Consider the following 25,124-nt stretch of genomic DNA (forward strand, 5'->3'; position numbering starts at 1 on the left):
CCGGGGGGGATCATGCGGACGTCCATTCTGCCAGTTGTCGCGCTCACGCTGGGCCTGTCGGCCAGCCCCGTCATGGCGGTCCAGGATCGCGCGGAGGTTAGCGTGCATGCCCTCACCAACGCGGATGAGACCCCGCGCGGCTGCACCCTGGCCTTCCATCAGGAGGCCCAGGGCAGCGGCGTGCTGCAGCGCGGATCGCTCACCGTCTTCACCGCCGCCGCCGGAGGCCGGCATTTCGCGCTGGTGTTCGCCGGAGGCCGCGATGGCGAGCTTCATGCCCCCGACGACGCCTGGATAATCTCTCGCAACGGACATCCCGTGTCGGGCGCGATCCACACCACCGACGGCCCCTTCAGGGCTTTCGACTACGTCTACGAGGATGTGGCGGACACGGTCGACGCCCTGACCACAGATGGTCGAATCCGCGTCGGTTACGACCTCGGCGAGGCGCAGCCCCGAGCGTTTATCATCTCGATCGACGGAGACGCTTCGGTCCACCAGCAATGGCGCGCCTGCCTGGCGTCCCTCGCCCCCGCAACTTGAGTCCGCTCATCCCGGCGAAAGCCGGGACCCAGTCATTTGGGCGATCCGACCTCGCCGATGGCCCAGGGAAGATCATCCCGGACACCCGGGCTGCAAAGGACGGGGTCCCGGCTTTCGCCGGGATGAGCGGACTCAGGGAGGCCCTACCGCCACTTCGTGCCCTTGCCGTGCTTGCCGATGCTCTCCCATTCGGGCGGCGCGGCCTTATGCACGTACTGTTCGGCGACCAGCCAGCCCTTCAACGGCGGCAGCACCGCGATGCAGCCGATGACCAGAAGCGGCATGGTCACGACCATATGCACCCACACGGGCGGGTGGACGCTGAACTCGAACCACATGAACAGGGCCATGCCGATCACGCCCACCAGGCTCATGCCGAAGAAGGCCGGGCCGTCCGCCGGTTCGGCGAAGCTGTAGTCCAGACCGCACGCCGGGCATTTGTCGCGGATCTTCAGCAGCCCCTCCAGCAGCGGACCCTTGCCGCAGCGCGGGCAGCGGCAGCGCAGGCCCGTCGAAAGGGTGCTGAGGGGCGGATACTCGGGGTCGCTCATGGCGGGTTCCAGTCGGAAGCTTGCTGCGGATGTCGGCCTCCGGCCCCGCCGCCGCAAGCGGTCGTGTTGTCGCGGGAACATCGCGGTCACTATCCGTTAACCGTGTCTAAAGACGGATCGCGCGAGTGTGCGCGCGTATGGCCGGGGCAGTATCGTCAAAGCGCATCCTCAGGGCGACCGTGGCAGCCGCCGCGGCCGGCGCCGTCGTGCTGTCCCCCATGGCGCCGATGGCCCAGGAGTCGGGCGCAGCCCACGATCCGGTCACCATTCGCGTCGGCGCCAACGCCGCCTTCACCCGCCTCGAGTTCGCGGGCGTCATCGGCGCCCGGTCCCAGGTCCGGCGCGAGGGCAGGGACGTCGTCGTCCGCATCGGCGCCACCGCCGCCCCTGACATCTCCCGCCTGCGCGTCGACCCGCCCCGCGGCGTCGAGAAGGTCGAGACCCGCGCCGTTCGCGGCGGCACCGAACTGGTCCTGACCCTCGCCGAGGGCGCCGACGTGCGCACCGGCTCGGCCGACGGCGCCGTGTTCGTCAATCTCTACGCCGAGGCTCCGCCCGCGCCGACCGCCGCCACCCCGGCCGCCGTCGTCGCCGCCGTGCCGGTCGTCTCACACGCCACCGCAGACAAGGTCCGCCTCGACTTCCGCTGGGCCTCCCCGGTCGGCGCCGCCGTCTTCCGTCGCGGCGACGCCGTCTGGATCGTTTTCGACACCGCCGCCCGCTTCGACATGAGCGGCGCCAAGGCCCTCGGCCCGGCCTCCGACGCCCACTGGACCGCCGGTCCGGACCACGTCGCCGTCCGCATCGCCGCCCCGCGCGGCCTCGCCGTCTCCGCGGCTTCCGATGGCTCGACCTGGTCGGTCACCATCGGCGGGCCGGCCGCCGTCGTCGAAGGCGTCGCGGTCGAGCGCGACGACACCGGCGAACCCGCCCTTGTCGCCCGCATGGCCGGCGCGACCCGGGCCGTCTGGCTGACCGATCCCCTCGCCGGCGACCGCTTCGCCGCCGTCACGGCCCTGGCGCCCGGCAAGGGGTTCGCCGACCTGCGCCAGACCGTCGACATGGCCATGCTGCCGACCGCCCACGGTCTGGCCATCGAGACCGCCGTCGCCGACCTCGCCGTCAAGGCCGAGGGCGACCTGGTCACCCTCAGCCGTCCGGGCGGCCTGACCCTGTCCGATCCGTCCGCGGCCCTCGCCGCCGCCGACGTCGAGCCGGGCGCCCCGCGCAAGGCCCGCTTCCCGGCCCTGGTCCTCGCCGAATGGGCCGATCCCGGCCACGCGGGCTTCGGCGCCCGCTATCGCGAACTCCAGAACGCCGCCGCCGCCGAGTCCGTCGCCGCCGGCGAGGATCCCCGCGCGCCCGTCGAGGCCCGCTTCGGCCTCGCCCGCTTCCTCATCGCCTCGGGCCTCAACTATGAAGCCATCGGCGTCCTCAACGCCGTCGTCGACCAGGCCCCGAACATGTCCGGCGAGCCGGAGCTGCGCGGCCTGCGCGGCGCCGCCCGCGCCGGCATCGGCCGCTTCGAGGAGGCCTCGGCCGACTTCGCCTCCTCCGCCGTCGCCGGCGACCCGGCCTCCGCCGTCTGGCGCGGCTACATCGCCTCGAAACAGGGCGACTGGGCCGGGGCCCGTCAGGCCTTCGCCGCCGGCGCCGCCGCCGTTGACGACTTCCCCGCCGACTGGCGCGCCCGCTTCGGCGCCGCCCATGCCGAGGCCGCGCTGGAGTCCGGCGACCCCGAGGCCGCCCGCGCCCTGCTGGCCTACGCCTTCAGCCAGCACGCCCCCGCCGCCGACCAGCTCGCCGCCCGCATCGTCCAGGCCCGCCTGTTCGAAATGGACGGCCGCACCGACCGCGCGCTGGCCCTCTACACCGCCGTCGCCCGCGCCCCGCTCGACAACGTCTCGGTCCCCGCCAAGCTCGGCCTGGTCCGCCTCTCGCTGGCCAAGGGCTCGATGAAGCCCGACGTCGCGGCCAAAGAGCTGGAAGCCCTCCGCTGGCGCTGGCGCGGCGACGCCACCGAACTGGCCGTCATCCGCCAGCTCGGCCAGCTCTACCTCTCGCAAGGTCTCTATCGCGAGGCTCTGACCGCCCTGAAGGGCGCCGGACCGCGCATGTCGCGCCTTCCCGGCTACGCTGAACTGTCCACAGACCTGTCCACAGCCTTCCGGATGCTCTTCCTCGAAGGCGGCGCGGACGGCCTCCAGCCCGTCCAGGCGCTGGGATTGTTCTACGATTTCCGCGAACTGACCCCCGTGGGCGCAGATGGCGACGAGATGGTCCGCCGCCTGGCCCGCCGACTGGTCGACGTCGACCTCCTCGATCAGGCCGCCGAGCTCCTCAAGCACCAGGTCGACACCCGTCTGGAAGGCGTCGCCAAGGCCCAGGTCGCCACCGATCTGGCCGCCGTCTATCTGATGGATCGCCAGCCGGAACAGGCCCTGCAGGCCATCTGGAGCTCGCGCACCACCCTGCTGCCGTCCGCCCTGAACGCCGAGCGCCGCGCGCTCGAGGCCCGGGCCCTGATGAACCTCGGGCGCTACGACCACGCCCTTGAAATCCTTGGCTCCGATTCGTCCGCCGACGCCCGCGGCGTCCGCGCCGAAGTGTTCTGGAAGCAGCAGAAATGGTCCGAGGCCGCTGCCATCTACGAGGCCGGCCTCGGCGACCGCTTCCGCAATCCGGCAGCCCTTTCGGCCGATGAGGAAGCCCGCCTGATTCGCGCCGGCGTCGGCTATTCGCTGGCCCAGGACAACGCCGCGCTGGGCCGTTTGTCCCGCAACTACCGCGGCTTCATCGCCGGGGCCCGGTCGAAGACCGCGCTGGCTATCGCCCTCGACACCGGCGACGGCGCCTCGCCCGCCGACTTCGCCGGCCTGACCGCCCAGGCCGACACCTTCGCCGGCTGGGTCTCGTCCATGAAGGCCGAGCTCAGAACGAAAACGGGCGGGAATCGCCCAGCGACCCCCGCCCGTCCGCAAGCTGCGGCGGCGAGCCCGAGGCCCGCCGCCTGAACCCTTTCGGGTTTAGCTGTTGACCGCATCCTTCAGCGGCTTCGAAACGCGGAAGCGCACAGCCTTCGAGGCGGCGATCTTGATGGTCGCGCCGGTGGCCGGGTTGCGGCCTTCACGGGCGGCGCGAGCCGCGGTGTCGAACACGCCGAGGTTCGAGATGCGCACATCGCCGCCCGAGGTGAGCGACTTGTGAATGTTCTTCACGATGGCGTCCAGGACGCGGCCGGCGTCGGCCTGCGAAACACCCGCGTCCTTGGCGACGGCGGCGATGAGTTCGGCTTGGGTGGTCATGTGGGTCGTTTCCCGATTGAAGCTCGCCCCCCATTTCAGGGCGATGACGGACGGATCAACGCCGCTTTTTCGCCTCATGGCAAGCGGGTTCGGCGCTGAAAGCCCCACGGGGTGGGGATTTATCCGGTACCGGACGCTCGCTGGAAGCTCTCGACGAGGCTTCCGGCGACCAGTCTCCAGCCGTCCACGAGCACGAAAAAGATCAGCTTGAAGGGCAGGGAGACCACCACCGGAGGCAGCATCATCATACCCATCGACATCAGCACGCTGGCGACCACCAGATCGATCACAAGGAACGGAACGAAAAGGAGAAATCCGATTTCGAAGGCCCGCTTCAGCTCACTGATCATGAAGGCCGGAGTGACCACCCTGAGAGGGAGGTCCACGGCCGTCGCGGGGGCCTCGATGTTGGACAGCCGGACGAACAGCGCGAGGTCGTCCTGGTCCACCTGTCCGAGCATGAAAGTCTTCACAGGTTCCGACGCCGCATCGAAGGCCTGGGGCAGCTCCATCTGCTGGTCCAGCAGGGGTCGGATGCCCGAATCATAGGCGTCCTGCCACGTCGGAGCCATGACGATGGCGCTCAGGAACAGGGCCAGGGACACCAGCACGGCGTTCGGCGGCGACTGCTGCATGCCCAGCGCCGTCCGCAGCAGCGAAAGCACCACGACGATGCGCACGAAGCTGGTGGTCATGATGACGATCGACGGCGCCAGCGACAGCACGGTCATCAGACCGACCAGCTGAACCACCCGCTCGGTCAGTCCCGCGCCGGTGCCCAGGTCGACGTTGATCGCCGCTCCGCTGGCTGCGGCCGCGGCCACATCCTGCGCGAACGCCGCCAGCGGCCAGATCAGGCACAGGGCGGTGGTCAGCAGCGACAGCAACGCCGCGCGCTTCAGCTCGGCGCGCGTCGGCATGACGAAGACGCCCTTGAGGCTCACTTTTCAGCCCCCGGGCCGCGCGGCTCCAGCAGTTCGCGGCCTTCGCCCAGCAGAAGCAGACGCTCCTCCTCGTCGATCTTCACCAGCACCAGCCGGCGGGCGGGATCCAGCACCAGGGTCTCGACCACCTGCATGCGCTTCTCGCCACGCTCGGCGCTCAGCTTCGCCAGCAGTTGCGGGGCGTAGCGGCGCGCGGCCCATGCGGCCAGGCCGATGATGCCGAGAGTGAAGGCCAGGGCGAACACGGCCCTGAGCAGATCGAGGAAGTTCATGCGGAAAGGCCCCGCCGGAGACTGATTCCGGCAACCGAGCCTTCGGTCATCATGGTTAACGCTCTGTTGAGATAACGCCTCATTAACCATGCAGGCGGCATTTTCTGCCCATCGAATCGTGGGCGATACGCGCCCGGAGACCGTCGCCCGTGGGCATCGCCGATCTTCCGCTGCTGGGCCAGATCAAGGGCCGCCTGTCGTGGCTGGACGAACGCCAGCGCGTCGTCGCCCAGAACGTCGCCAACGCCGACACGCCGGGCTACGTCGCCCGCGACCTGAACCAGCCGACCGACTTCGCCGCCGCAATGCGCAGCGGCGGGGGCGTGCAGATGACGCGCACCAGCGCCATGCACATCGCTCCGGCGGGGCAGACGGCGCGCTTCGAGTCGACCGCCGCGCCGGACTCCGAGACCACGCTCGACGGCAACGCCGTCGTCGTCGAGGAGCAGATGCTCAAGATGGCCGAGAGCCGCATGGCCTACGACGCGGCCATCGGCTTCTACCAGAAGTCCATGCAGATGCTCCGGATGGCCGCCCGGCCACCCGGCCGCTGATCGACAGGGGGAGTAACCGATGCCCGATCCCGTTCCGCCGAGAAACAGCGCCATGGCCGTCGCCGCCAGCGCGCTCAAGGCCCAGCAGTCGCGCATGCGCGTCATCGCCGAGAACATCGCCAACGCCCAGTCGACGGCCCAGACCGCCGGGGGCGATCCCTACCGCCGTCAGATCCCGGTCTTCCAGGCGCGTGAGATCGACGGCGCCACCGGCGTCACCCTCGCCGAGGTTCGCCCCGACATGGGCGACTTCCGCTCCGAGTACGACCCGTCCCACCCGGCCGCCAACGCCGAGGGCTATGTCCTGCGTCCCAATGTCGACACCCTCGTCGAGGCCATGGACATGCGCGAGGCCCAGCGGGCCTACGAGGCCAACCTCAACGTCATCGAGACGGCGCGTTCGATGGACGCCCGCACGCTCGACATCCTCAAGAAGTAGGGCTGACGCATGAATCCCTTGATGGCGGCCAAGGCCTATGCGGCGATCCAGGGCGGCGACATGCCGACCTCGCCCGTAGGCGGCGCGGCCCAGTCCGGCTTCGCCGAGATGCTGACCAGCGTCATGGGCGACATGACCCAGTCCACCCGCGCCGCCGAGGGCCAGATGGCCACCGCCGTGCAGGGCCAGGGCAGCCTTATCGACGTCGTCACCGCCGTCAGCTCCGCCGAGGCCTCGCTGGAAACCGTCATGGCCGTGCGCGACCAGGTGATCTCGGCCTACCAGGAAATCATGCGGATGCCGATCTGACGGCAGACCGTCAGGCGGTGGGCGCACGCCCCCGCAGCCACTGCGACAGCACCCATTTCTCACCGCTTGTCGGCGGCAGGCCCGCGTGCCGGGTCGCTTGGTCGATCGCGCCGTTCGGCAGGGTGTTGGCCCACAGCAGGGCGTCGCCCTTCCGGCCGCGATGGCGCAGGTCCCCGGCCTCGAACGCCGTCTCGCCGCCCTCGAAATCGTCGTTCAGATACACGAGGCAGGTGGCGATCCGTTGCCCGCGCCGGGCCAGGTCGTCGGCATAGCCGGGCAAGGCGGGATCCAGCCAGTCGACGTGCCAGTCGAACGTCTGTCCCACCGAATAGTGCAGCACCTGCGTCCATTCGAGGCCGGGAACCGGCAGGCCCGCCGCCCGCGCGATCCGCTCGCGCACAAGCGCCAGCGTCACGCTCATCCGCTGCAGTTCGAACACCGCCGCGGCGTTCGTCCGCACGCCCTCGCGCCGACCCTCGCCGGTCGCCCGGTCATAAACCAGCGCCGGCTCGGTCAGGGCCTCCGCCCGCGCCCGCAGCCAGTCGCAGACCTCGCTCGGGACGAACCCCGGAATGGCGAGGATGGCCGGGCTCACGCTGAGCCGCTCCGGCGGCGGCGGCGTAAGCCAACGCGCGAGGTCGACCGGGTCGAGCAACTGCATTTCCTCCCGCGCCGGGGCGAACCCGCTTGCCGCGGAGCGCGCCAGCAACTCCAGCGCCGCGCGCCAGTCCTGCCGCACGCCCAGCCCCATGGCGTTCAGCACCGCGAGCCGGTGCATCGCCGCGCCATCGCCGGTCGTGGCGGCGGCCGTCAGCGTCTGCGGATCAAAGTCGAGAGGGTTCATCGTCACCGCCCCGTTCTAGGCCGCGAACGACAGGTGGCCAAGCTTACGGCGTTTTCATGCAAGGCTGCGCATCCGGCGGCGCGCCTCGCGGCCTCCAGAGGGTGAAGATCGGGAGTTCACATGATCCGTTTTGCGTCCGCCGTCAGCGCCCTGGCGCTGGCCGTCTGCCTGCCCGCGGTCGCCATGGCCCAGGGCGCGCCGCCGCCGCAGGTTCTGGTCCGGGCGGGCAATCTGTTCGATTCCGCGGCCGGCCGCATGGTCGGACCGCGCGATCTGCTCATCCGCGGCGAGCGGGTCGTCGAAGTGGGGCAGGGGCTGACGGCGCCTGAAGGCGCGACGGTGATCGACCTGTCCCGCTGCTCGGTCATCCCCGGCATGATCGACGGCCATACCCACCTGCTGCTTGAGCAGCCGAATGGCCAGGGTCTGTCCGATGTCGCCGCACGCGATCAGTCGCGGGACGGCGACGTCTACCGCGCCCTCACCGGCGCCCAGCGCGCGCGCCAGTATCTCGACGCCGGTTTCACCGCCGTGCGCGACCTCGGCAACTCCGGCCGGTTCCTCGATCTGATGCTGGAGCGGGCGATCAACGACGGCCGCGTCGCCGGGCCGCGCATCTACGGCTCGGGACCCGGCCTCGCCCCCGCCGGCGGGCAGATGGAGCCGCTGGCGGCCGATCCGCATGACCTCGTCAACGGCGAGTACCGCATCATCACCGGCGCCGATGACGCCCGCGCCGCCGTCCGTGACGCGATCGCGCGCGGGGCCGACGTCATCAAGATGTATCCCGAGGCCACGCCGCAGCGGACGCGCCTGTCGGTCGAGGAGATGGCCGCCATCGTCGCCGAGGCGCGCCGCCACGATATCCCCGTCGCCGCCCACGCCACCTCCGACGCCTCGATCCGGGAGGCGGTCGAGGCGGGCGTCACCTCGATCGAGCACGCCTATGAGGTCTCGGACGAGACCCTGCGCCTGATGGCCGCGAAGGGCGTCTGGCTGGTCCCCACCGATCCGTCCCTGGAAATGGCGATGGAGTTCACCTCCAGCTGGCCGGAGCGCCCCCCGCAGGAGGAAATCGATCGCCATCTGCAGGCCGGGCGCGATCGCCTGATGCGCGCCCATCGGTCGGGCGTGCGCATCGCCCTCGGCTCGGACCTCTACCTCCCTTACGCCCCGGGGCGCGGCTCCGGTTCCCGGGCGACCCTCGACGGCTACGTCGAGGCGGGACTGACGCCGGCGCAGGCCCTGCAGGCGGCGACCTGGGAGGCGGGCCGGATGCTCGGCGATGACGCGCTGGGCGTGCTTCGTCCGCGCAGCTGGGCCGATCTGGTCGCGGTCGATGGCGACCCGACGCAGGGCCTCGGACCGCTTCGCACGCCGCGCCTGGTCATGAAGGGCGGCGAGGTCGCGGCCGGCGACGCCGCCGCCTGCTCGGGCTGAGCCGGGAACTCCGCCCCGGGCCCAAACGCTCGGTCTCCTGCAACCCGGAGATCGCCATGCTGAAGGACCGCAACTCCTCCGCCATCGTCGCCGTCGGCGACATCGACCGCGCCCGCGCCTTCTATCAGGACATCCTCGGCCTGACCCTGGAGGAGGCCTATGCCGAATCCGGCGTCCTGGGCTTCCGCACCGGCGAGACCTTCCTGATCGTCTACAAGTCCGACTACGCCGGCTCCAACCGCGCCAACGCCGTCGTCTGGACCATGAACGGCGATCTCGTCGATACGGTGAACGAGCTGCGCGCCAAGGGCGTGGTCTTCGACCAGTACGACGAACTCCAGGGGCTCGACTTCAAGGACGGCGTCTACTCGGACGGACCGATGAAGCTGGCCTGGTTCAAGGACCCCGACGGCAACATCCTGCACCTGAACGAGGGCATGTGATGATCCGGACCTGGCGTGGCGGCTGCCACTGCGGCGCGGTCCGGTTCGAATGCGACATCGACCTGGCGCCGGAGGGCGAGCGTTCTCCGCAGCTCCGGCCCGGCCCGTGGTTCGCCTCGACCCTGCGGTGCAACTGCTCGTTCTGCGGCAAGACCCGCATGTGGAAGAACCACACCCCGGCGGAGGCCTTCCGCCTGATCCAGGGCGAGGAGAACCTGACCCACTACCGCTTCGGCTCAGGCGCGATCGACCACACCTTCTGCAGGACGTGCGGCGTCTATGCCTTCGTCAGCGCCTCGATGGATCTGCTCGGCGGCGACTTCTACTGCATCAATGTCGCCTGTCTGGAGGATGTGCCTCCCGAGGTGCTGGACGCGGCCCCGATCCGCTACGAGGACGGCGCCCGCGACGACTGGGACCACGCCCCGCCGGTGACGGGGTACCTCTGAGTCATTGTCATCCCGGACACCGCGCAGCGGTGATCCGGGACGCTGAGGCTGGCCTGTGAGCCTCCCGGAAGCTGCGTCAGCAGCTATCCGGGAGACAGCGAAGTTTCGCGCGGCGTTGGTCGGCTCCCGGATAATCGCGACGCGATTTCCGGGAGGTGCTCGCGAAGGTCTGCCCGTCCCGGCTCGTCGCTTCGCGCCGTCCGGGATGACAAGACTAAGCTTCCAGCGCCGGCTCCAGGTTCGCAGCCCGACGATGCGACGAACGCCCTTTCAGCCAGTCGCGGATCCGGTTCTGCAGCGGCTGGTCGATGGTGAAGTGGAACAGGAAGGCGAAGGCGAACGCCGCCGCCACGCCCGCGACCCACAGCGCCCATTGCGCCCCGACCGGCAGGGCGAACCGGGCGATCAGGACATTGGCCACGCCGAACCAGGCGATCCGCACCACCTCGTTGGTGATGAACATCGAGAACGAGACCTGCGCGGCCGTCTCGATCCATTTCGAGGGCCGCGGCGTCGGGATCGCGCCCGCCGCCAGGATGATGGTCGAGATGCAGGCCAGCGACACCAGGGCGTGCTTGTCGAAATACTGCACGAACGCGAGCAGCAGCGCCGCTCCGATCCCGGCCCAGCCCGCCAGCCTCGGCGCGATCCAGACCTTTTGCGCGAACCACGCCAGCGCCATGCCGAGGAAGAACAACGGCAGCGCCCGGAAGAAGCCGAAGCCCATCGGCATCTGGTAGACGGGATAGCCGAACAGGCTCCAGGTCAGCTGGTTGGCCAGCAGATAGCCGCCGACGCCCAGCGCCAGCACGCTCCACGGCCCCAGCCGCATCAGGCCGCGCAGGATCCACGGGAAGGCGAGGTAGCAGCCGATCAGGGCCGAGATCGACCAGCTCGGCGCGTTCCAGCCGTATCCGCCATGCACCCCGAACGCCTGGGTCAGCGTCAACTGCGCCGGCAACTGGTCCCAGCGGAACCACTCGGGCGCCCGCGGCGCCAGGCCCAACAATCCGCTCACCACGACCAGGGCTGCCAGCGCCGCCCCCATCATCAGATGCGCCGGCCAGACCCGCAGAATCCGCTTCAGGAAGAAGTCGCCCGCCGACATCCGGCCGCCCGCGACCGACGCGCCATAGACGCGCATCAGCACATAGCCGCTGTCGATCAGGAAGAAATTGGTCAGCAGGAAGCCGCCCCGCTCGAACACCGGATGCAGGCCCTCGGCCAGCGGAACCGGACCCGCGCCCTGGAAGTGATGCAGAATGATCAACCCGGCCACGATGAAACGCAGCGCGTCGAGCCACCCGCCGCGCACGATGGGCGGTGTCTCATTCCGGGTCGAAATTGCGGTCCAGGCCAAGGGGAGGGCCTCCTTCGAGGCTCCTCCCGCAAGGACCGGGCCGGTCTAGGGCCGGATTTCCACGTCGACCCGGTCGATCCTGCCTGTGAAGGCGAACGGCAGCTGGTAGGTCCAGTCCACCGCCGAGCCGTTGTCCATGCCGACGTCCAAGCCCTCGCAGATCGAGAACTGGACCGGCACTGTCCGCTCCAGGCGACCCTGGGCCACCTTCTTCCCGTCGGCCTTCACGGTGACCTTGCCGCCCTTGCCCATGCCGCCGCCGTCATAGTCGAATTCGACTTCCAGCCGGTGGTCGCCCGCCGGCAGGGGCTCCTCGGCCGCGAAGGTGGGCCGTTCCTGACCGAGGTAGTTGTAGACGAAGGTGGGTCTGCCGTCCTTCAGGTACAGGCCATAGCCGCCCTCCGAGCCGCCCTGGGTGACAATCATCCCCTCGGCATGGTCGTCCGGGAGATCGACCTCGGCTGAGATTTTCCACGACTTGTTGAGCATCGGCAGGCAGGCGGCGTCGGGCAGGCCGACCATGCCCTCGTGATAGGTCACGCTGGACCGCTTGCCGACGAGGCTGGGTCGTCCCATCAGTTCGGCGTTCATTCGGATGCCGGCGCGCCAGTCCAGCGGGAGCACGTTGTATTTGGCGGCCTCGACCCACCAGAGATCCTGGAGTTCGCGCAGCTTGTCGGGGTTCTCGGCGGCCAGGTCGACGGCTTGCGAGAAGTCGCCGTCGAGCTTGTAGAGCTCCCAGACCGCATTGTCGGGGTTCCAGTTCTCGTCCCGGACCGCCTCCCAGGGCGCGAACGACGGGGCCGAGGCCATCCATCCGTCGTGGTATAGGCCCCGGTTGCAGCCCAGCTCGAAATATTGGGTGCGCCGCCGGGTGGGGGCGTCGGCGTCGTCCAGGGCGAAAGCGAAGCTGATGCCCTCGATCGGTTTCTGCGGCACGCCGTTCAGTTCGCGCGGGGCGGTGACGCCGCACAGCTCGTACAGGGTCGGCACGATGTCGATGGTGTGCAGGAACTGCTCCCGCAGCCCGCCCTTGTCCTTGATGCGGTCGGGCCAGCTGATGATCATCGGATTGCGCGTGCCGCCGAAGTGGCTGGCCACCTGCTTGGTCCACTGGAAGGGCGTGTTCATCGCGTGCGCCCAGGACGACGGGAAGTGGTTGAAATGCTTCGGTCCGCCCAGTTCGTCGATGGCCTTCAGATTATCCTGCCACTTCTCTGGGAAGCCGTTGAAGAACATGTTCTCGTTCAGCGAGCCCTCCAGCCCGCCCTCGGCGCTCGAGCCGTTGTCGCCGGCGATGTAGATAATCAGGGTGTTGTCGGCGTCGGGCAGGGCCTTCACTGCGTCGACGACCCGGCCCATGGCGTCGTCCACCTGGGCCCCGTAGCCGGCGAAGACCTCCATCATCCGGGCGTACAGCCGCTTCTGGTCGGCGTTCAGTCCCTCCCAGGCGGGCAGACCCTTGGACCGTTCGGTCAGTTTGGTCTCCTTGGGAACCACGCCCAGTTTCTTCTGCCGCTCCAGCGTCTGTTCGCGATAGGCGTCCCAGCCCATGTCGAACTGCCCCTTGAACCGGTCGATCCATTCCTTCGGGGCCTGGTGCGGCGCGTGCGTCGCGCCGGGGGCGACGTAGAGGAAGAAGGGCTTGTCCGGCGCGATCGCCTTGACCTTGCGCACCCAGGCGACGGCCTTGTCGGCCAGGTCTTCGGTCAGGTGATAGTCGGGATCGTCGGAGGCCGGGACGAGGTCGCGGTTCTCGAACAGCAGCGGGTTCCAGTGGTTCATGTCCCCGGCGTTGAACCCGTAGAAATAATCGAAGCCCAGGCCGTTGGCCCAGCGGTCGAACGGCCCCGCCGCGCTCGTCTCCCAGGTCGGGGTGTTGTGGTTCTTGCCGACCCAGGCGGTCATGTAGCCGTTCTGGCGCAGCACCTCGCCGACCGTGCCGCAGTCCTTGGGCAGCACGCAGCAATAGCCGTCGTAGCCGGTGGCCACTTCGGTGATGCCGGCGAACGAGGTCGAGTGGTGGTTGCGGCCGGTGATCAGCGCCGCCCGCGTCGGGCTGCACAGGGCCGTGGTGTGGAAGCAGTTGAAGCGCACCCCCTCCTTGGCCAGCCGGTCCATGGTCGGCGAGGGCACCCCGCCGCCGAAGGTCGAGAACTGGCCGAAGCCGACGTCGTCCAGCAGGATCAGCACGATGTTCGGCGCCCCCTTGGGCGGCTGCACCGGCTGCGGGAACTGGGCGGGATCGGAGTCCTGGTAGGTGCGCCCCACTTCGCCCGTGAAGTGGAAGTCGGGCCGCGGCAGGATGTCGGGGGTCGAGCCGTTGGCGGGTTTGGCGGGCGATTTGGAAGCCATCTCGGAAACTCCGGCGGGAACGGGGAGGGCCACCGTATTGACCGCCCCCGCGCCCCGGCATCGGGGGTTACCCTGGGGCGGATGGTCGGTAGTCCTGACCTTTCCCTGGACTTTCGGCTGACTGTCGGGTCCCGCCCCGGATGCTACGGTGCCGCGTCAGCGGACGTCCGCGCATGCCCGCGCGTCCGCCGGCGGCCTTCTCCCCCGACCCGCCAGGGCCCGCGTGCCCGCAACGAAAGGCTGAGCTGATGCCGACGATCACCACCAAGGACGGCGCCGAGATCTTCTACAAGGACTGGGGGTCGGGACAGCCGATCGTCTTCCACCACGGCTGGCCGCTCAGCGGCGACGACTGGGATACGCAGATGCTGTTCTTCCTCAGTCAGGGCTATCGCGTGATCGCTCACGACCGCCGAGGCCACGGCCGCTCCAGCCAGACGTCCGGCGGGCATGAAATGGACACCTACGCCGCCGACGTCGCCGCGCTCGCTGCGCACCTCGACCTGAGCGACGCCGTCCACATCGGCCATTCCACCGGCGGCGGCGAGGCGACCCGCTACGTCGCCCGTCACGGCAAGGGCCGGGTGGCCAAGGCCGTCCTGATCGGCGCGGTCCCGCCCATCATGGTCAAGTCCGAGAAGAACCCCGGCGGTCTGCCCATCGAGGTGTTCGACGGCTTTCGCGCCGGCCTCGCCGCCAACCGCGCGCAGCAGTTCATCGACATCCCGACCGGCCCCTTCTACGGCTTCAATCGACCGGGCGCGAAGGTCTCCCAGGGCGTCATCGACAACTGGTGGCGGCAAGGCATGATGGGCGCCGCCAACGCCCACTACGAATGCATCAAGGCCTTCTCGGAAACCGACTTCACCGAGGACCTGAAGGCGATCGAGGTCCCGACCCTGGTCATGCACGGCGACGACGACCAGATCGTCCCCTTCGCCGACTCCGCGCCCCTGTCGTCCAAGCTGCTGCCGAACGGCACGCTCAAGGTCTATCCCGGCTTCCCGCACGGCATGTGCACCACCCACGCCGACGTCATCAACGCGGACCTGCTGGCCTTCATCAAGGCGTAGGCTTCAGATCTCCGCTCGTCCGTTCGCGCGGACGGGCGGAGGGACGCCGCCTCTCAGCCCCGCACGAAGCGCAGGAACTCTTCCCGCGTCCGGGCGTCGTCGCGGATCACGCCGATCAGGTGGCTGGTCGTCAGGCTGGTGCCCGGCGCGTTCACCCCGCGCAGGGTCATGCAGCTGTGCTCGGCCTCGATGACCACGCCGACGCCCTGGGGCTGCAGCACCTCCTGGATGGCGCGCGCGATCTCGGCGGTCATCTTCTCCTGGATCTGCAGTCGCCGCGCATAGCCGCGCACCACCCGCGCCAGCTTGGAGATGCCGACCACCCGGTCCGTCGGCAGATAGGCGACGTGCGCCTTGCCGATCACCGGCAGCATGTGGTGCTCGCACACGCTGACGAAGCGGATGTCCTTCAGCACGATCAGTTCGTCATAGCCGCCGACCTCCTCGAAGGTCCGCTCGAGGTATTCGCGCGGATCGACGTCGTAGCCGGCGTACATCTCGCGATAGCTGCGCATCACCCGGTCCGGGGTGTCGACCAGACCCTCGCGGTCCGGATTGTCGCCGGTCCAGCGGATCAGGGTGCGGACGGCGGCGCGAACCTCATCGGCGTCGGGCATGTCCTGCGACGGCCGGTTGCCGCCCCGCCTGGGCAGCGGCGTCCCCGCCGCCCGCGCCAGCGCCTCGCGCTCGACCCAGCTGCCGTCGCAGTCGTGATCGGCGGTGTGGCGGTGGTCGTCCATGGGGGCATCCTGTGGCGGGCGCTCCGCGCAGGGAGGCCGTGGTCGCGATTATGCGCCCTTAGACCCTGAAGCGGCCGGGAGTTCCAGTCCGAGGTCCTGCGCGACGAACTCAAGGCGCTGGAGGATGGCGGGCGAGGGCGCCTGCATCAGCAGGGACAACAGGCGTTCCGGCGCCTCAACGGCCCGCCGGTGCTTCGCCAATCCTTCTGCGGCGACGCGGCGGATGGCCGCCGAGCGGTCGGCCGCGGCCAGGGCGATCGCTTCGTCCAGACTGATCGGCCGCGCCACCGGACGACGTTCAAAGCGGGGCAGGCGGCGGATCACCCGTGGCGGCCAGCCTCCCATCTCGACATCTTCGCCGATCCGCCAGCAGGCCTCGCCATCGATCAGGGTGCGGAAGGCGATCTGGCGCACGGCCGGGCTTGCGGCGTTGCGAGCGAGGTCCAACAGCCGGTCGTCCAGGCCCGGCCCGGTCAGGGCGTGGCGCAGGGTGCGGGCCGCGATGCTGGTCTGGAGAGTCCGGATCCCGTCGACCACCCCTTCGGCGACCAGGGGGCTGGCGAAAAAGCGCTTCAGCCAGAGCGCCTCGTCCCGGCCGCGCCGCCAGTGCGAGGTTCGCTCCATCAGGAACATCGCCACCTCCGCGACGGCGGCGGGCGGGGCGGTGAAGAACACCCGCTCCGCACAGCGAACGGCCGACCGTCGCACCACCGGAACCCAGTCGTTGATGCGTTGTGCGATGGCGGCGAGGAAGAAGGGGCTGCCGAGGGCGTCGTTGATCTGGTTCAGCGCCGCTTCGCGCAGATGGCCGTTGACGTGAAAGAGCAGCAGGTAAGCCAGCTCCGGCTGTTCGGCGAGCCGCTGGCGGTTCCGTTCCGGGTCGAACCAGGGCGTTGTCTCGTCGAGGTTCGGTGCTTCTTTCAGCAGTGCGGGCCGGGCGACCGAAAAGACGTCGCCCTGGATCGCCATGCGCGAACTGACGCGGCTGACCATCGACGGCGACAGGTCCGCCAGCGCCTCGATGACCGCTTGCACCCGCGCCGGTTCCACCCACCCGCGGGCGATGGCGGCGTTCAACTCGACCACGTGCCGGGCGAGCGGTTCGGGCAGGTCGGGGTCGGGAAGCGCGGTCACACCCGCCTGCCTACACGCCTTGCACACGCACAGCCAAGCTTCCTTCCGGCCGCTTCGCTAACGTCTCATTAACCACACACCCGGCATTCCTTGCCCAGTATCCGGGGAGCGTATTGGATGAACGGGGCCGAAGTTCTGGACGTGGGGCGTGAAGCCCTGTGGCTGACGATCCAGCTGTGCGCGCCGGTGCTGCTTGTCGGTCTGGTCGTCGGCGTCGTCATCGGCCTGGTCCAGGCGCTGACGCAGATCCAGGAACAGACCCTGGTCTACGCCCCCAAGATCATCGCCATCTTCGTCTCGCTGCTGCTGTTCCTGCCGCTGATGGGGGCGCTGCTGGGCGGCTTCATGCGGACCATCGCCGCGCGCATCGCCGGCATGTGAACGGGTGGAGCCCTGGGCCACATCTGACCAGGTCTGGCAGGGCGCGCTGATCTTCGGACGCATCGGCGCGGTGCTGCTCATGCTGCCCGGCGTCGGCGAAAGCTATGTCCCGCCGCGCATCCGCCTGTCGCTGGCCCTGGTCGTCACCCTGGCGCTATGGCCGGTGGTGTCCGGCGCCCTGCCGCCGCTTCCCGAGACGCTCGGCGCCATGGCCGGCTGGATCATCCGCGAGGTCATCGTCGGCCTGATGATCGGCGCCCTGCTGCGCGCCTTCACCACCGCCCTGTCGACGGCCGGCGAGATCGTCTCGCTGCAGACCGCGCTCAGTTTCGCCCAGACCGCCAACCCGCTTCAGGCCCAGCCGGGCACGACCATCTCGGCCTTCCTGATGCTGCTGGGCACGACCCTGATCTTCGCCACCAACACCCATCACCTGTTCATCGCGGGCCTGGTCGGCTCCTACGAGCTCATCGCCCCGGCGAAGCCGCTGATCACTGGCGACTTCACCGAACTGGCCATCCGCACCCTCGGCGACAGCTTCATGCTGGGCGTCCAGCTGTCGGCGCCGGTGATCGTCTTCGCCCTCATCTTCAACCTGGCCTCGGGCCTCGTCGGCCGCGTGATGCCGCAGTTCCAGGTCTTCTTCGCCGCCGCTCCGCTGGGGATCATCCTCGGCCTGTCGGTCTTCGCCCTGAGCCTCGGCGTGCTGGGTACGGTCTTCATCGACCGCTACCAGGCCCTCGCCCGGATCTTCGCGGGAGGCGCCGGTGGCTGAAGGCGCCGATCCCGAGTCGAAGACAGAAGAGGCCACACCGCGAAAACTTGCGGACGCACGCAAGAAGGGCGACGTCGCCAAATCCGCCGACGTCGGCTCAGCCCTCGCCCTGCTGGGCGCGGCCGCGGTCATCCTCAGCGCCGGGGGCATGTTCGCCAACTCGATGGCGGAGCAACTGCTGCCCTTCATCGCCGCGCCGCACGCCATGATCGGCGGGCTTGAGACCGGGGCCGGCGTCGAGATCGGCATGCAGGCGCTGTGGGCCATCACGCCCTTCCTCGGCGCCGTCATGCTGGCCACCATCATCGGCGGCGCGGGCGGCAACCTGGCCCAGTCCGGCCTCATCTTCACGGCCGAGAAGCTCAAGCCCGACTGGTCGAAGCTGAACCCCATGGCGGGGTTCAAGCGCATCTTCGGACCGGACGGCCTGGTCCAGTTCATCAAGACCTTCCTCAAGCTGCTGGCCGTCTGCTTCCTCTGCTGGATGGTGCTCAAGCCCCACGTGCGCGAGTTCGAGAACCTCGCCGCCATGCATCCGGCCGCCTTGCTGCCCTTCGCCCGCGACCTGGCCATCGCCCTGATGACCTCGGCGCTGATCTTCCTCGCCTTCACCGCCGGGGCTGACTACCTCTGGCAGCGCTTCCGCTTCGCCGAGCGGATGAAGATGACCAAGGAAGAGATCAAGGAAGACTACAAGCAGTCCGAGGGCGATCCGCACGTCAAGGCCAAGCTGAAGCAGATCCGCGCCCAGCGCAGTCGCCAGCGCATGATGGCCAGCGTCCCCAAGGCCACGGTCATCGTCACCAACCCGACCCACTATTCGGTCGCGCTGCGCTACGAACCGTCCGAGGGCGACCCGGCGCCGATCTGCGTGGCCAAGGGCGTCGACGCCCTGGCCCTGCGCATCCGGGAAGTGGCGCGCGAGCACAATGTCCCGATCGTCGAGAACGTGCCCCTGGCCCGCGCCCTCTACGCCGCCGTCGATATCGACGAGACCATCCCGCGCGAACATTTCGAAGCGGCCGCCAAGGTCATCGGCTTCGTCATGCAAAAGCGCGGAAAACGCTGATCGGTCAACGTCCTTAACGGGTCGTTTACCACGCGCCCGGCATTTTCTGCCCAGCGGGTCGTTCGAGGACTCCGCGAGTATCGGGGCGGGGGCGCGTGGGCGGCTTTACGGCGGCGTTGCAGAGATTCGGGATCGGTCGCCTGACCGTGGTGCTCGGCGTCGCCGCCGGCGTCGCGGCGGTGCTGGTCGCCGTCATGCTGCGCATCGGTCAGGCCCCCGATGCACTTCTCTATTCCAACCTCGACCTGCGCGAGGCTTCGGAAGTCACCACGGCGCTGGACGGCGCCGGCATCAAATACAGCTCCAGGGGCGACGGCTCGACCATCTTCGTCAGCCGCGACGAGGTGGGCGAGGCCCGCATGCTGGTCGCCGGCAAGGGTCTCGTGACCTCCGGCTCGGTCGGCTACGAGATCTTCGACAACCAGTCGGTGCTGGGTCAGACCGAATTCCAGCAGAACCTGAATGAGAAGCGCGCGCTCGAGGGCGAGCTGGCGCGCACCATCCAGACCATGCGCGGCATCAACTCCGCCCGCGTCATGATCGCCCTGCCGCGCCGCGAACTGTTCCAGGCCCAGGCCGCCGAGCCGACCGCCTCGGTCGTCGTCGGCGTCACCGGCGGCCAGCTGACCGGCGCCCAGGTCCAGGCCATCCGCAACGTCGTCGCCTCGTCGGTGCCGAACCTGAAGCCGGAAAAGGTCACCCTGACCGACACCTCGAACCGCACCCTGGCCGCCGGCACGGACGGCGAGGGCTTCAGCGCCGCCTCGGCCGAAGAGGCTCGCGGCCAGACCGAGGCCCAGCTGCAGGGCCGCATCAAGGATATCGTCGAGGGCGTCGTCGGCGTCGGCGGCGCGCGCGTCCAGGTCACCGCCGAGATCGACCACGCCCGCTCGACCACCCAGGAGCAGAAGTTCGATCCGGACGGCCAGGTCGTCCGCTCAACCTCGACCAACGGCTCGGAAAGCCAGGACACCTCGGGCGTGGCCGACGGCGGCGCGACCGCCACCAACAACATCCCGGGCGGCGAGGCGCCGAACTCGACCCCGCTTGGTTCGCGCGACACCCAGAACACCGAGACCACGAACTACGAGATCTCCAACACCACCACGACCACGGTGAAGGAAGCCGGCGAGATCAAGAAGCTGGCCGTCTCGGTCGCGGTCGACGGCAAATGGACGCCCCCGGCCAACGGCCGCGGCGAGCCGACCTACGCCCCGCGCACCGCCGAGGAGATCGCCCAGATCAAGTCGCTGGTCGCCGCCGCCGTCGGCATCGACGAAACCCGCGGCGACAAGATCGAGGTCCTCAACGTCCGCTTCAATCGCGACGTGGCCGCGGTCGGCGGCGAGGAGGCGGGCAACTCGCTGTTCAACTTCACCAAGAACGACATCATGCGCGGGGTCGAGCTGCTGGTCCTGCTGATCACCGGCATGCTGCTGATCTTCTTCGTCCTGCGCCCCCTGCTGAAGACCGCCACGGGCGGCGGTGCGGCGGCCTCGGGCATGCCCGCCCTGGCCGGGGCCGGCGGCCCGGGCGGCGTCACCGCCCTGCAGACCACCCTCGTCGGCGCGGCCGCGGGCGGCGGCATGGCGCAACTGTCTGGCCCCTCGGACATGGAGCAGCGTCTCGACATCGCCCGCATCGAGGGTCAGGTGAAGGCGTCCTCGGTCAAGAAGGTCGCCGACTTCGTCGAGAAGCACCCGGAGGAGTCGACCTCGATCCTCCGCAGCTGGGTGCATGAAGGCTGATGTCCGGCGCGCGGATGGTCACCAAGAAGCCGGCGGTCGATGACATCCGGAAGCTGACCGGCCCCGAAAAGGCGGCCGTCGTCCTGCTGTCGCTGGGCGAGGACCACACCCGTCTGTGGCAGGGTCTGGACGAGGACGAGATCAAGGAGATCTCCCAGGCCATGGCCGGCCTCGGCACCGTCAGCGCGGCGGTGGTCGAGGAGCTGCTGGTCGAGTTCGTCTCGGGCATGAGCGGCTCGGGCGCCGTCATGGGCAGCTACGAGCAGACCCAGCGCCTGCTGGCCGCCTTCATGCCCGGCGATCGCGTCGAAGCCCTCATGGAAGAGATCCGCGGCCCCGCCGGCCGCACCATGTGGGACAAGCTCGGCAACGTGAACGAGGCCGTCCTCGCCAACTATCTGAAGAACGAATACCCGCAGACCGTCGCGGTGGTGCTGTCCAAGATCAAGCCGGACCACGCCGCCCGCGTCCTGACCAGCCTGCCCGAGGACTTCGCCCTCGAATGCGTCCAGCGCATGCTGCGCATGGAGCCGGTGCAGCGCGACATCCTCGACAAGATCGAGCAGACCCTGCGCACCGAGTTCATGTCCAACCTGGCCCGCACCTCCAAGCGCGACAGCCACGAGCTGATGGCCGACATCTTCAACAGCTTCGACCGCCAGACCGAGGCCCGCTTCATCGGGGCCCTGGAAGAGCGCAACCGCGAGGCGGCCGAGCGCATCCGCGCCCTGATGTTCGTGTTCGAGGACCTGTCCAAGCTGGACCCCGGCGGCATCCAGACCCTGCTCCGCGCGGTCGAGAAGGACTCCCTGGCCCTCGCCCTCAAAGGCGCGTCCGAGAGCCTGCGCGAGCTGTTCTTCTCCAACATGTCCGAGCGCGCCGCCAAGATCATGCGCGAGGACATGGAGTCGATGGGCCCCGTCCGCCTCAAGGACGTCGATCAGGCCCAGATGGCCATGGTCCAGGTCGCCAAGGATCTCGCCGCCAAGGGCGAGATCATGCTGGTCGGCCAGGGCGGTGACGACGAGTTGATCTACTGATGTCCGTCCAACCGCTCAGCACCCCGTTCGCCTTCGACACCGAGTTCGACGCGGCCGGCACGGTCGTGCAGGCCTCGGCCTTCCGTCCGATCAAGCGCACCTACATGCCGGCCGAGGTCGAGGCCCTGGTCGCCCAGGCCCGGCTGGAAGCGCGCGAGGCCGCCCTGGCCGAGATCGAGAGCATGCAGGCCATGGCCCTCTCGACCATCGCCCAGGCCCTGGCCCACGCCGCGCCGGCCCTCGCCCAGGTCGCCCAGGCCCACCGCGAGCAGTCGGCCGAGCTCGCCCTGTCCGCCGCCCGCGTCGTCGCCGCCGCCGCCCTCGACCGCTTCCCCGGCGGTCCGCTGCAGGCCGCGCTGGAGGCCCTGGGCCAGGAGATCGACGCCTCGCCCCGCCTGGTCATCCGCACCGGCCAGGTCAACGAGGAGACCCGCGCCCGCCTCGAGCAGCTGTGCGCCGACGCCGGCTTCTCGGGCGTGGTCGCCTTCCGCGACGAGCCCGGCCTGGCCGCCGCCGCCTTCCGCCTCGAGTGGGCCGACGGCCGCGCCGCCTTCGATCCCGACGACGCCTTCGCCCGCATGGGCGTGGCCCTGAAATCCGCCCTGGCAGCCGAAGCCGGGCACGCTGAAACCCTCAACGACGGGAGGCGCTGATGGCGTCCGACATCATGGCGCTGGAGGAGTTTCCGGACTCCACCGCGATTACTCCCCACGAGGAGCACACCGACAAGACGGCCCACGATCTGGCCACGGTCTTCGACGTGCCGGTCAACATCTCGGCCGTCCTCGGCAAGGCCCACATGTCCGTGGCCCAGCTGCTGAAGCTGAACCGCGGCTCGGTCCTCGAACTGGACCGCAAGGTCGGCGAGGCGATCGACATCTTCGTCAACAACCGTCTCGTCGCTCGCGGCGAGGTGGTGGTCGTCGAGGACCGTCTCGGCGTGACCATGACGGAAATCATCAAGACGGAAGACTCGGGCGCCTGAAGCGGCGACCGGCTGTAGTGAATTAAGGGAGAAGACCCATGCGGCTTCTGGTGGTTGGCAGGCTCAGCGGACAGCTGGCGACGGCGGTGAAGATGGCCATGGCGCACGGCGCCAAGGTCCAGCACGTCGAGCGCGGCGATCAGGCGACGGAACAGCTCCGCCGCGGGCAGGGCGCCGACCTGCTGATGGTCGACTATCGCGTCGACATCGCCGCCCTGATCTCGAACAACGAGAACGAGCGCATCCACGTGCCCGTCGTGGCCTGCGGCGTCGACGCCGACGCCAACGACGCCGCCAACGCCATCCGCGCCGGCGCCAAGGAGTTCATTCCGCTCCCGCCCGAAGCCGATCTGATCGCCGCCGTCCTCTCGGCCGTCGCCGACGACGAGCGCCCGCTGATCTCGGCCGATCCGTCGATGAAGGCCGTCGTCCAGCTGGCCGACCAGGTCGCCCGCTCGGAAGCCTCGATCCTGATCACAGGCGAAAGCGGCGTCGGTAAGGAAGTCATGGCGCGCTACCTGCACGCCGGATCGAAGCGTTCGGAACGCCCCTTCATCAGCGTCAACTGCGCCGCCATCCCGGACAATCTGCTGGAATCCGAGCTGTTCGGGCATGAGAAGGGCGCCTTCACCGGCGCCATGGCCCGCCGCATCGGCAAGTTCGAGGAGGCCGACGGCGGCACCCTGCTGCTGGACGAAATCTCCGAGATGGACGTCCGCCTGCAGGCCAAGCTGCTGCGCGCCATCCAGGAGCGGGTCATCGACCGCGTCGGCGGCACCAAGCCGGTGCCGGTCAACATCCGCATCATCGCCACCTCGAACCGCGACCTCGCCAAGTCGGTCGCCGAGGGCAGCTTCCGCGAGGATCTGCTCTATCGCCTGAACGTCGTGAACCTGCGCCTGCCGGCCCTGCGCGAGCGTCCGGGCGACATCGCCGTCCTGGCCGATCACTTCGTCAAGAAGTACGCCGCCGCCAACGGCGTGCCGGTCCGTGCGATCTCGGCCGACGCCAAACGCGCCCTGGTCTCGCACCGCTGGAACGGCAACGTCCGCGAGCTCGAAAACGCCATGCACCGGGCCGTGCTGCTGGCGGTCGGGCCCGAGATCGACGTCGAGGCCATCCGCCTGCCGGACGGCCAGCCGCTGGCCATGGGCAGCCACGGCGCCGCCGCCGCCCAGGACGCGGGCTTCGCCGGCCGCGCCGCCCAGGTGGCCGACACCGTCACCCGCGCCTACGTCGGCCAGACGGTGGCGCAGATGGAGAAGACGCTGATCCTCGACACCCTGTCGCACTGCCTCGGCAACCGCACCCACGCGGCCAACATCCTCGGCATCTCGATCCGCACCCTGCGCAACAAGCTCAACGAATACGCCGACGAGGGCACGGCCATCCCGGCGCCCCAGTCCGGCATCGCCGCCCCCGGCTACGCGGCGGCCTGAGCATGACCGCCGAAACGGACCGCAGAAGCGTCCTGACCGGCCTCGGCGCGCTCGGCGTCATGGGCTGTTCGCAACAGGGGAATCCGGCAAGCGGGCAGGAACAACCCGCTCCCCCGGTCATGATCCACCCGATCGAGCCGCTCGATCTTTCGGCCCTTGAAGCCCGGAACGGCGGCCGGCTGGGTTTCGCCATGATGGATATGGCGACCGGCAGAAACCTCGCCTGGCGCGGTGACGAGCGCTTCGTCTATTGCTCGACCTTCAAGATGTATCTGGCGGCGGCGACCCTGCTTCGGGTCCAGGCCGGTGACGAGCGGCTGGACCGCGCTGTGCCGGTGACCCAGGCCGATATGATCAATCATGCGCCCACGACCGGACCGGCCGTCGGATCGTCCCTGACCATCGAACAGCTGATGCAGGCGACGGTCGAACTGAGCGACAACCCGGCGGCCAACATCCTGATCCGCGAGATGGGCGGGCTCGACGTCTTCCGCGCCTTCTATCGCGGCATCGGCGACGCCAGCACGACGGTCGACCGTCTGGAGCCGACGATGAACCGGCTCGACGGCGACAAGGACACGATCACGCCGTCCCGCTCCATGAGCAACATCATCCGGCTGCTGATCTCGCCGACCACGCCGCTGTCGGCGGAATCGAAGGCCCTGCTGCTGCGCTGGATGACCGACACGCCGACCGGCGCCGATCGCCTGAAGGGCGGCGTCCCCGCCGGCTGGCGCGTGGCGCACAAGACCGGCACCGGCGGCTACGGCCCGACCAACGACATCGGCATCCTGTATCCGCCGTCGGGCGGCCCGATCGTCGTCGCCGCCTACTACCACGCGACCTCGACCACCCCGGACGCCGCCAACGCCGCCGTCATCGCCGAGGCGACCCGCCTGGCCCTGAAGGCGCTGGGACATGACTGACGCCCC

27 protein-coding genes are annotated in these 25,124 nt (G+C 69.3%); 18 read left to right on the top strand and 9 right to left on the bottom strand.

What is annotated here, in order from left to right:
• The first annotated feature begins 12 nt into the window (after positions 1-12).
• The gene (locus GGR12_RS05370) at positions 13-543 is read left to right on the top strand and encodes a hypothetical protein (protein ID WP_183203326.1); all 531 of its coding nucleotides are present in this window, start codon (positions 13-15) and stop codon (positions 541-543) included.
• A gap of 143 nt (positions 544-686) precedes the next feature.
• On the opposite strand, the gene GGR12_RS05375 is transcribed toward GGR12_RS05370, so the two are convergent.
• On the bottom strand, positions 687-1,094 hold the full coding sequence (locus GGR12_RS05375; RefSeq protein WP_183203327.1) for a DUF983 domain-containing protein: 408 nt from the start codon (positions 1,092-1,094) through the stop codon (positions 687-689).
• Between the two features lie 125 nt (positions 1,095-1,219).
• On the opposite strand from GGR12_RS05375, the gene GGR12_RS05380 reads away from it, so the two are divergent.
• Positions 1,220-4,108, top strand: a complete 2,889-nt coding sequence (locus tag GGR12_RS05380) for a tetratricopeptide repeat protein (RefSeq protein WP_343053097.1) — start codon at positions 1,220-1,222, stop codon at positions 4,106-4,108.
• 12 nt (positions 4,109-4,120) lie between these two features.
• On the opposite strand, the gene GGR12_RS05385 is transcribed toward GGR12_RS05380, so the two are convergent.
• The 3 genes from GGR12_RS05385 to GGR12_RS05395 form a co-directional block, all read right to left on the bottom strand.
• Complete coding sequence (locus GGR12_RS05385; protein WP_183203328.1) at positions 4,121-4,399, bottom strand: HU family DNA-binding protein; 279 nt, start codon at positions 4,397-4,399, stop codon at positions 4,121-4,123.
• A 119-nt stretch (positions 4,400-4,518) separates the two neighbouring features.
• Entirely contained in the window at positions 4,519-5,319 is an 801-nt protein-coding gene (gene fliP, locus GGR12_RS05390) for a flagellar type III secretion system pore protein FliP (RefSeq protein ID WP_183203784.1), read from the bottom strand.
• Positions 5,320-5,339: 20 nt separating this feature from the next.
• A complete protein-coding gene (locus GGR12_RS05395) occupies positions 5,340-5,615 on the bottom strand; it encodes a flagellar biosynthetic protein FliO (RefSeq protein WP_183203329.1) in 276 nt (91 codons plus the stop codon).
• Positions 5,616-5,764: 149 nt separating this feature from the next.
• Between GGR12_RS05395 and flgB the strand changes: the two genes are divergently transcribed.
• From flgB to fliE, 3 genes are read left to right on the top strand one after another with little or no spacing between them, the layout of a single operon-like run.
• Entirely contained in the window at positions 5,765-6,169 is a 405-nt protein-coding gene (gene flgB / locus GGR12_RS05400) for a flagellar basal body rod protein FlgB (protein WP_183203330.1), read from the top strand.
• A gap of 19 nt (positions 6,170-6,188) precedes the next feature.
• A complete protein-coding gene (gene flgC / locus GGR12_RS05405) occupies positions 6,189-6,608 on the top strand; it encodes a flagellar basal body rod protein FlgC (RefSeq protein WP_425486206.1) in 420 nt (139 codons plus the stop codon).
• 9 nt (positions 6,609-6,617) lie between these two features.
• On the top strand, positions 6,618-6,917 hold the full coding sequence (gene fliE / locus GGR12_RS05410; protein WP_183203331.1) for a flagellar hook-basal body complex protein FliE: 300 nt from the start codon (positions 6,618-6,620) through the stop codon (positions 6,915-6,917).
• A gap of 10 nt (positions 6,918-6,927) precedes the next feature.
• Here fliE and GGR12_RS05415 read toward each other — a convergent pair whose 3' ends face one another.
• On the bottom strand, positions 6,928-7,761 hold the full coding sequence (locus GGR12_RS05415) for a prolyl hydroxylase family protein (protein WP_183203332.1): 834 nt from the start codon (positions 7,759-7,761) through the stop codon (positions 6,928-6,930).
• A 120-nt stretch (positions 7,762-7,881) separates the two neighbouring features.
• Here GGR12_RS05415 and GGR12_RS05420 point away from each other — a divergent pair, with 120 nt between their 5' ends.
• Genes GGR12_RS05420 through GGR12_RS05430 form a run of 3 tightly spaced genes read left to right on the top strand, consistent with a single transcriptional unit; the run spans position 7,882 to position 10,093 of the window.
• Entirely contained in the window at positions 7,882-9,201 is a 1,320-nt protein-coding gene (locus GGR12_RS05420; RefSeq protein WP_183203333.1) for an amidohydrolase family protein, read from the top strand.
• A 56-nt stretch (positions 9,202-9,257) separates the two neighbouring features.
• Positions 9,258-9,644, top strand: coding sequence for a VOC family protein (locus GGR12_RS05425; RefSeq protein ID WP_183203334.1), 387 nt, complete (start codon positions 9,258-9,260; stop codon positions 9,642-9,644).
• Entirely contained in the window at positions 9,644-10,093 is a 450-nt protein-coding gene (locus GGR12_RS05430; protein ID WP_183203335.1) for a GFA family protein, read from the top strand. The genes GGR12_RS05425 and GGR12_RS05430 overlap by 1 nt, the downstream gene beginning before the upstream one ends.
• Positions 10,094-10,307: 214 nt before the next feature.
• On the opposite strand, the gene GGR12_RS05435 is transcribed toward GGR12_RS05430, so the two are convergent.
• Positions 10,308-11,453: an acyltransferase family protein gene (locus tag GGR12_RS05435; RefSeq protein ID WP_183203336.1), complete on the bottom strand. Its 1,146-nt coding sequence runs from the start codon at positions 11,451-11,453 to the stop codon at positions 10,308-10,310.
• Positions 11,454-11,498: 45 nt separating this feature from the next.
• Positions 11,499-13,808, bottom strand: coding sequence for an arylsulfatase (locus GGR12_RS05440; protein WP_183203337.1), 2,310 nt, complete (start codon positions 13,806-13,808; stop codon positions 11,499-11,501).
• Between the two features lie 248 nt (positions 13,809-14,056).
• Here GGR12_RS05440 and GGR12_RS05445 point away from each other — a divergent pair, with 248 nt between their 5' ends.
• Positions 14,057-14,881 carry an alpha/beta fold hydrolase gene (locus tag GGR12_RS05445; RefSeq protein ID WP_183203338.1) on the top strand — a complete coding sequence of 275 codons (825 nt, stop codon included), beginning with the start codon at positions 14,057-14,059 and terminating at the stop codon, positions 14,879-14,881.
• Positions 14,882-14,934: 53 nt separating this feature from the next.
• On the opposite strand, the gene folE is transcribed toward GGR12_RS05445, so the two are convergent.
• Positions 14,935-15,498 (bottom strand): GTP cyclohydrolase I FolE, encoded by a 564-nt coding sequence (gene folE / locus GGR12_RS05450; RefSeq protein ID WP_183203786.1) that lies wholly within the window; start codon positions 15,496-15,498, stop codon positions 14,935-14,937.
• Positions 15,499-15,669: 171 nt separating this feature from the next.
• On the bottom strand, positions 15,670-16,755 hold the full coding sequence (locus GGR12_RS05455) for a hypothetical protein (protein ID WP_183203339.1): 1,086 nt from the start codon (positions 16,753-16,755) through the stop codon (positions 15,670-15,672).
• Between the two features lie 117 nt (positions 16,756-16,872).
• Here GGR12_RS05455 and fliQ point away from each other — a divergent pair, with 117 nt between their 5' ends.
• From fliQ to bla, 9 genes are all read left to right on the top strand, one after another.
• Positions 16,873-17,136: a flagellar biosynthesis protein FliQ gene (gene fliQ, locus GGR12_RS05460; RefSeq protein WP_183203340.1), complete on the top strand. Its 264-nt coding sequence runs from the start codon at positions 16,873-16,875 to the stop codon at positions 17,134-17,136.
• Positions 17,137-17,140: 4 nt separating this feature from the next.
• Positions 17,141-17,911 (top strand): flagellar biosynthetic protein FliR, encoded by a 771-nt coding sequence (gene fliR / locus GGR12_RS05465; RefSeq protein ID WP_183203341.1) that lies wholly within the window; start codon positions 17,141-17,143, stop codon positions 17,909-17,911.
• Positions 17,904-18,980 (top strand): flagellar biosynthesis protein FlhB, encoded by a 1,077-nt coding sequence (gene flhB / locus GGR12_RS05470; protein ID WP_183203342.1) that lies wholly within the window; start codon positions 17,904-17,906, stop codon positions 18,978-18,980. Before fliR ends, flhB begins: the two co-directional genes overlap by 8 nt.
• Positions 18,981-19,075: 95 nt before the next feature.
• Positions 19,076-20,728 (top strand): flagellar basal-body MS-ring/collar protein FliF, encoded by a 1,653-nt coding sequence (gene fliF / locus GGR12_RS05475; RefSeq protein ID WP_183203343.1) that lies wholly within the window; start codon positions 19,076-19,078, stop codon positions 20,726-20,728.
• 14 nt (positions 20,729-20,742) lie between these two features.
• Positions 20,743-21,768, top strand: a complete 1,026-nt coding sequence (gene fliG, locus GGR12_RS05480) for a flagellar motor switch protein FliG (protein WP_183203787.1) — start codon at positions 20,743-20,745, stop codon at positions 21,766-21,768.
• The gene (locus GGR12_RS05485) at positions 21,768-22,421 is read left to right on the top strand and encodes a FliH/SctL family protein (protein ID WP_183203344.1); all 654 of its coding nucleotides are present in this window, start codon (positions 21,768-21,770) and stop codon (positions 22,419-22,421) included. Before fliG ends, GGR12_RS05485 begins: the two co-directional genes overlap by 1 nt.
• On the top strand, positions 22,421-22,753 hold the full coding sequence (gene fliN, locus GGR12_RS05490; RefSeq protein WP_183203345.1) for a flagellar motor switch protein FliN: 333 nt from the start codon (positions 22,421-22,423) through the stop codon (positions 22,751-22,753). The genes GGR12_RS05485 and fliN overlap by 1 nt, the downstream gene beginning before the upstream one ends.
• Before the next feature lie 38 nt (positions 22,754-22,791).
• Positions 22,792-24,192: a sigma-54-dependent transcriptional regulator FlbD gene (flbD, locus tag GGR12_RS05495; RefSeq protein WP_183203346.1), complete on the top strand. Its 1,401-nt coding sequence runs from the start codon at positions 22,792-22,794 to the stop codon at positions 24,190-24,192.
• 2 nt (positions 24,193-24,194) lie between these two features.
• The gene (gene bla, locus GGR12_RS05500) at positions 24,195-25,118 is read left to right on the top strand and encodes a class A beta-lactamase (RefSeq protein ID WP_183203347.1); all 924 of its coding nucleotides are present in this window, start codon (positions 24,195-24,197) and stop codon (positions 25,116-25,118) included.
• Positions 25,119-25,124 lie beyond the last annotated feature (6 nt).

Origin of the sequence: Brevundimonas lenta, from assembly GCF_014196335.1 — a bacterium.
Classification (GTDB): domain Bacteria; phylum Pseudomonadota; class Alphaproteobacteria; order Caulobacterales; family Caulobacteraceae; genus Brevundimonas; species Brevundimonas lenta.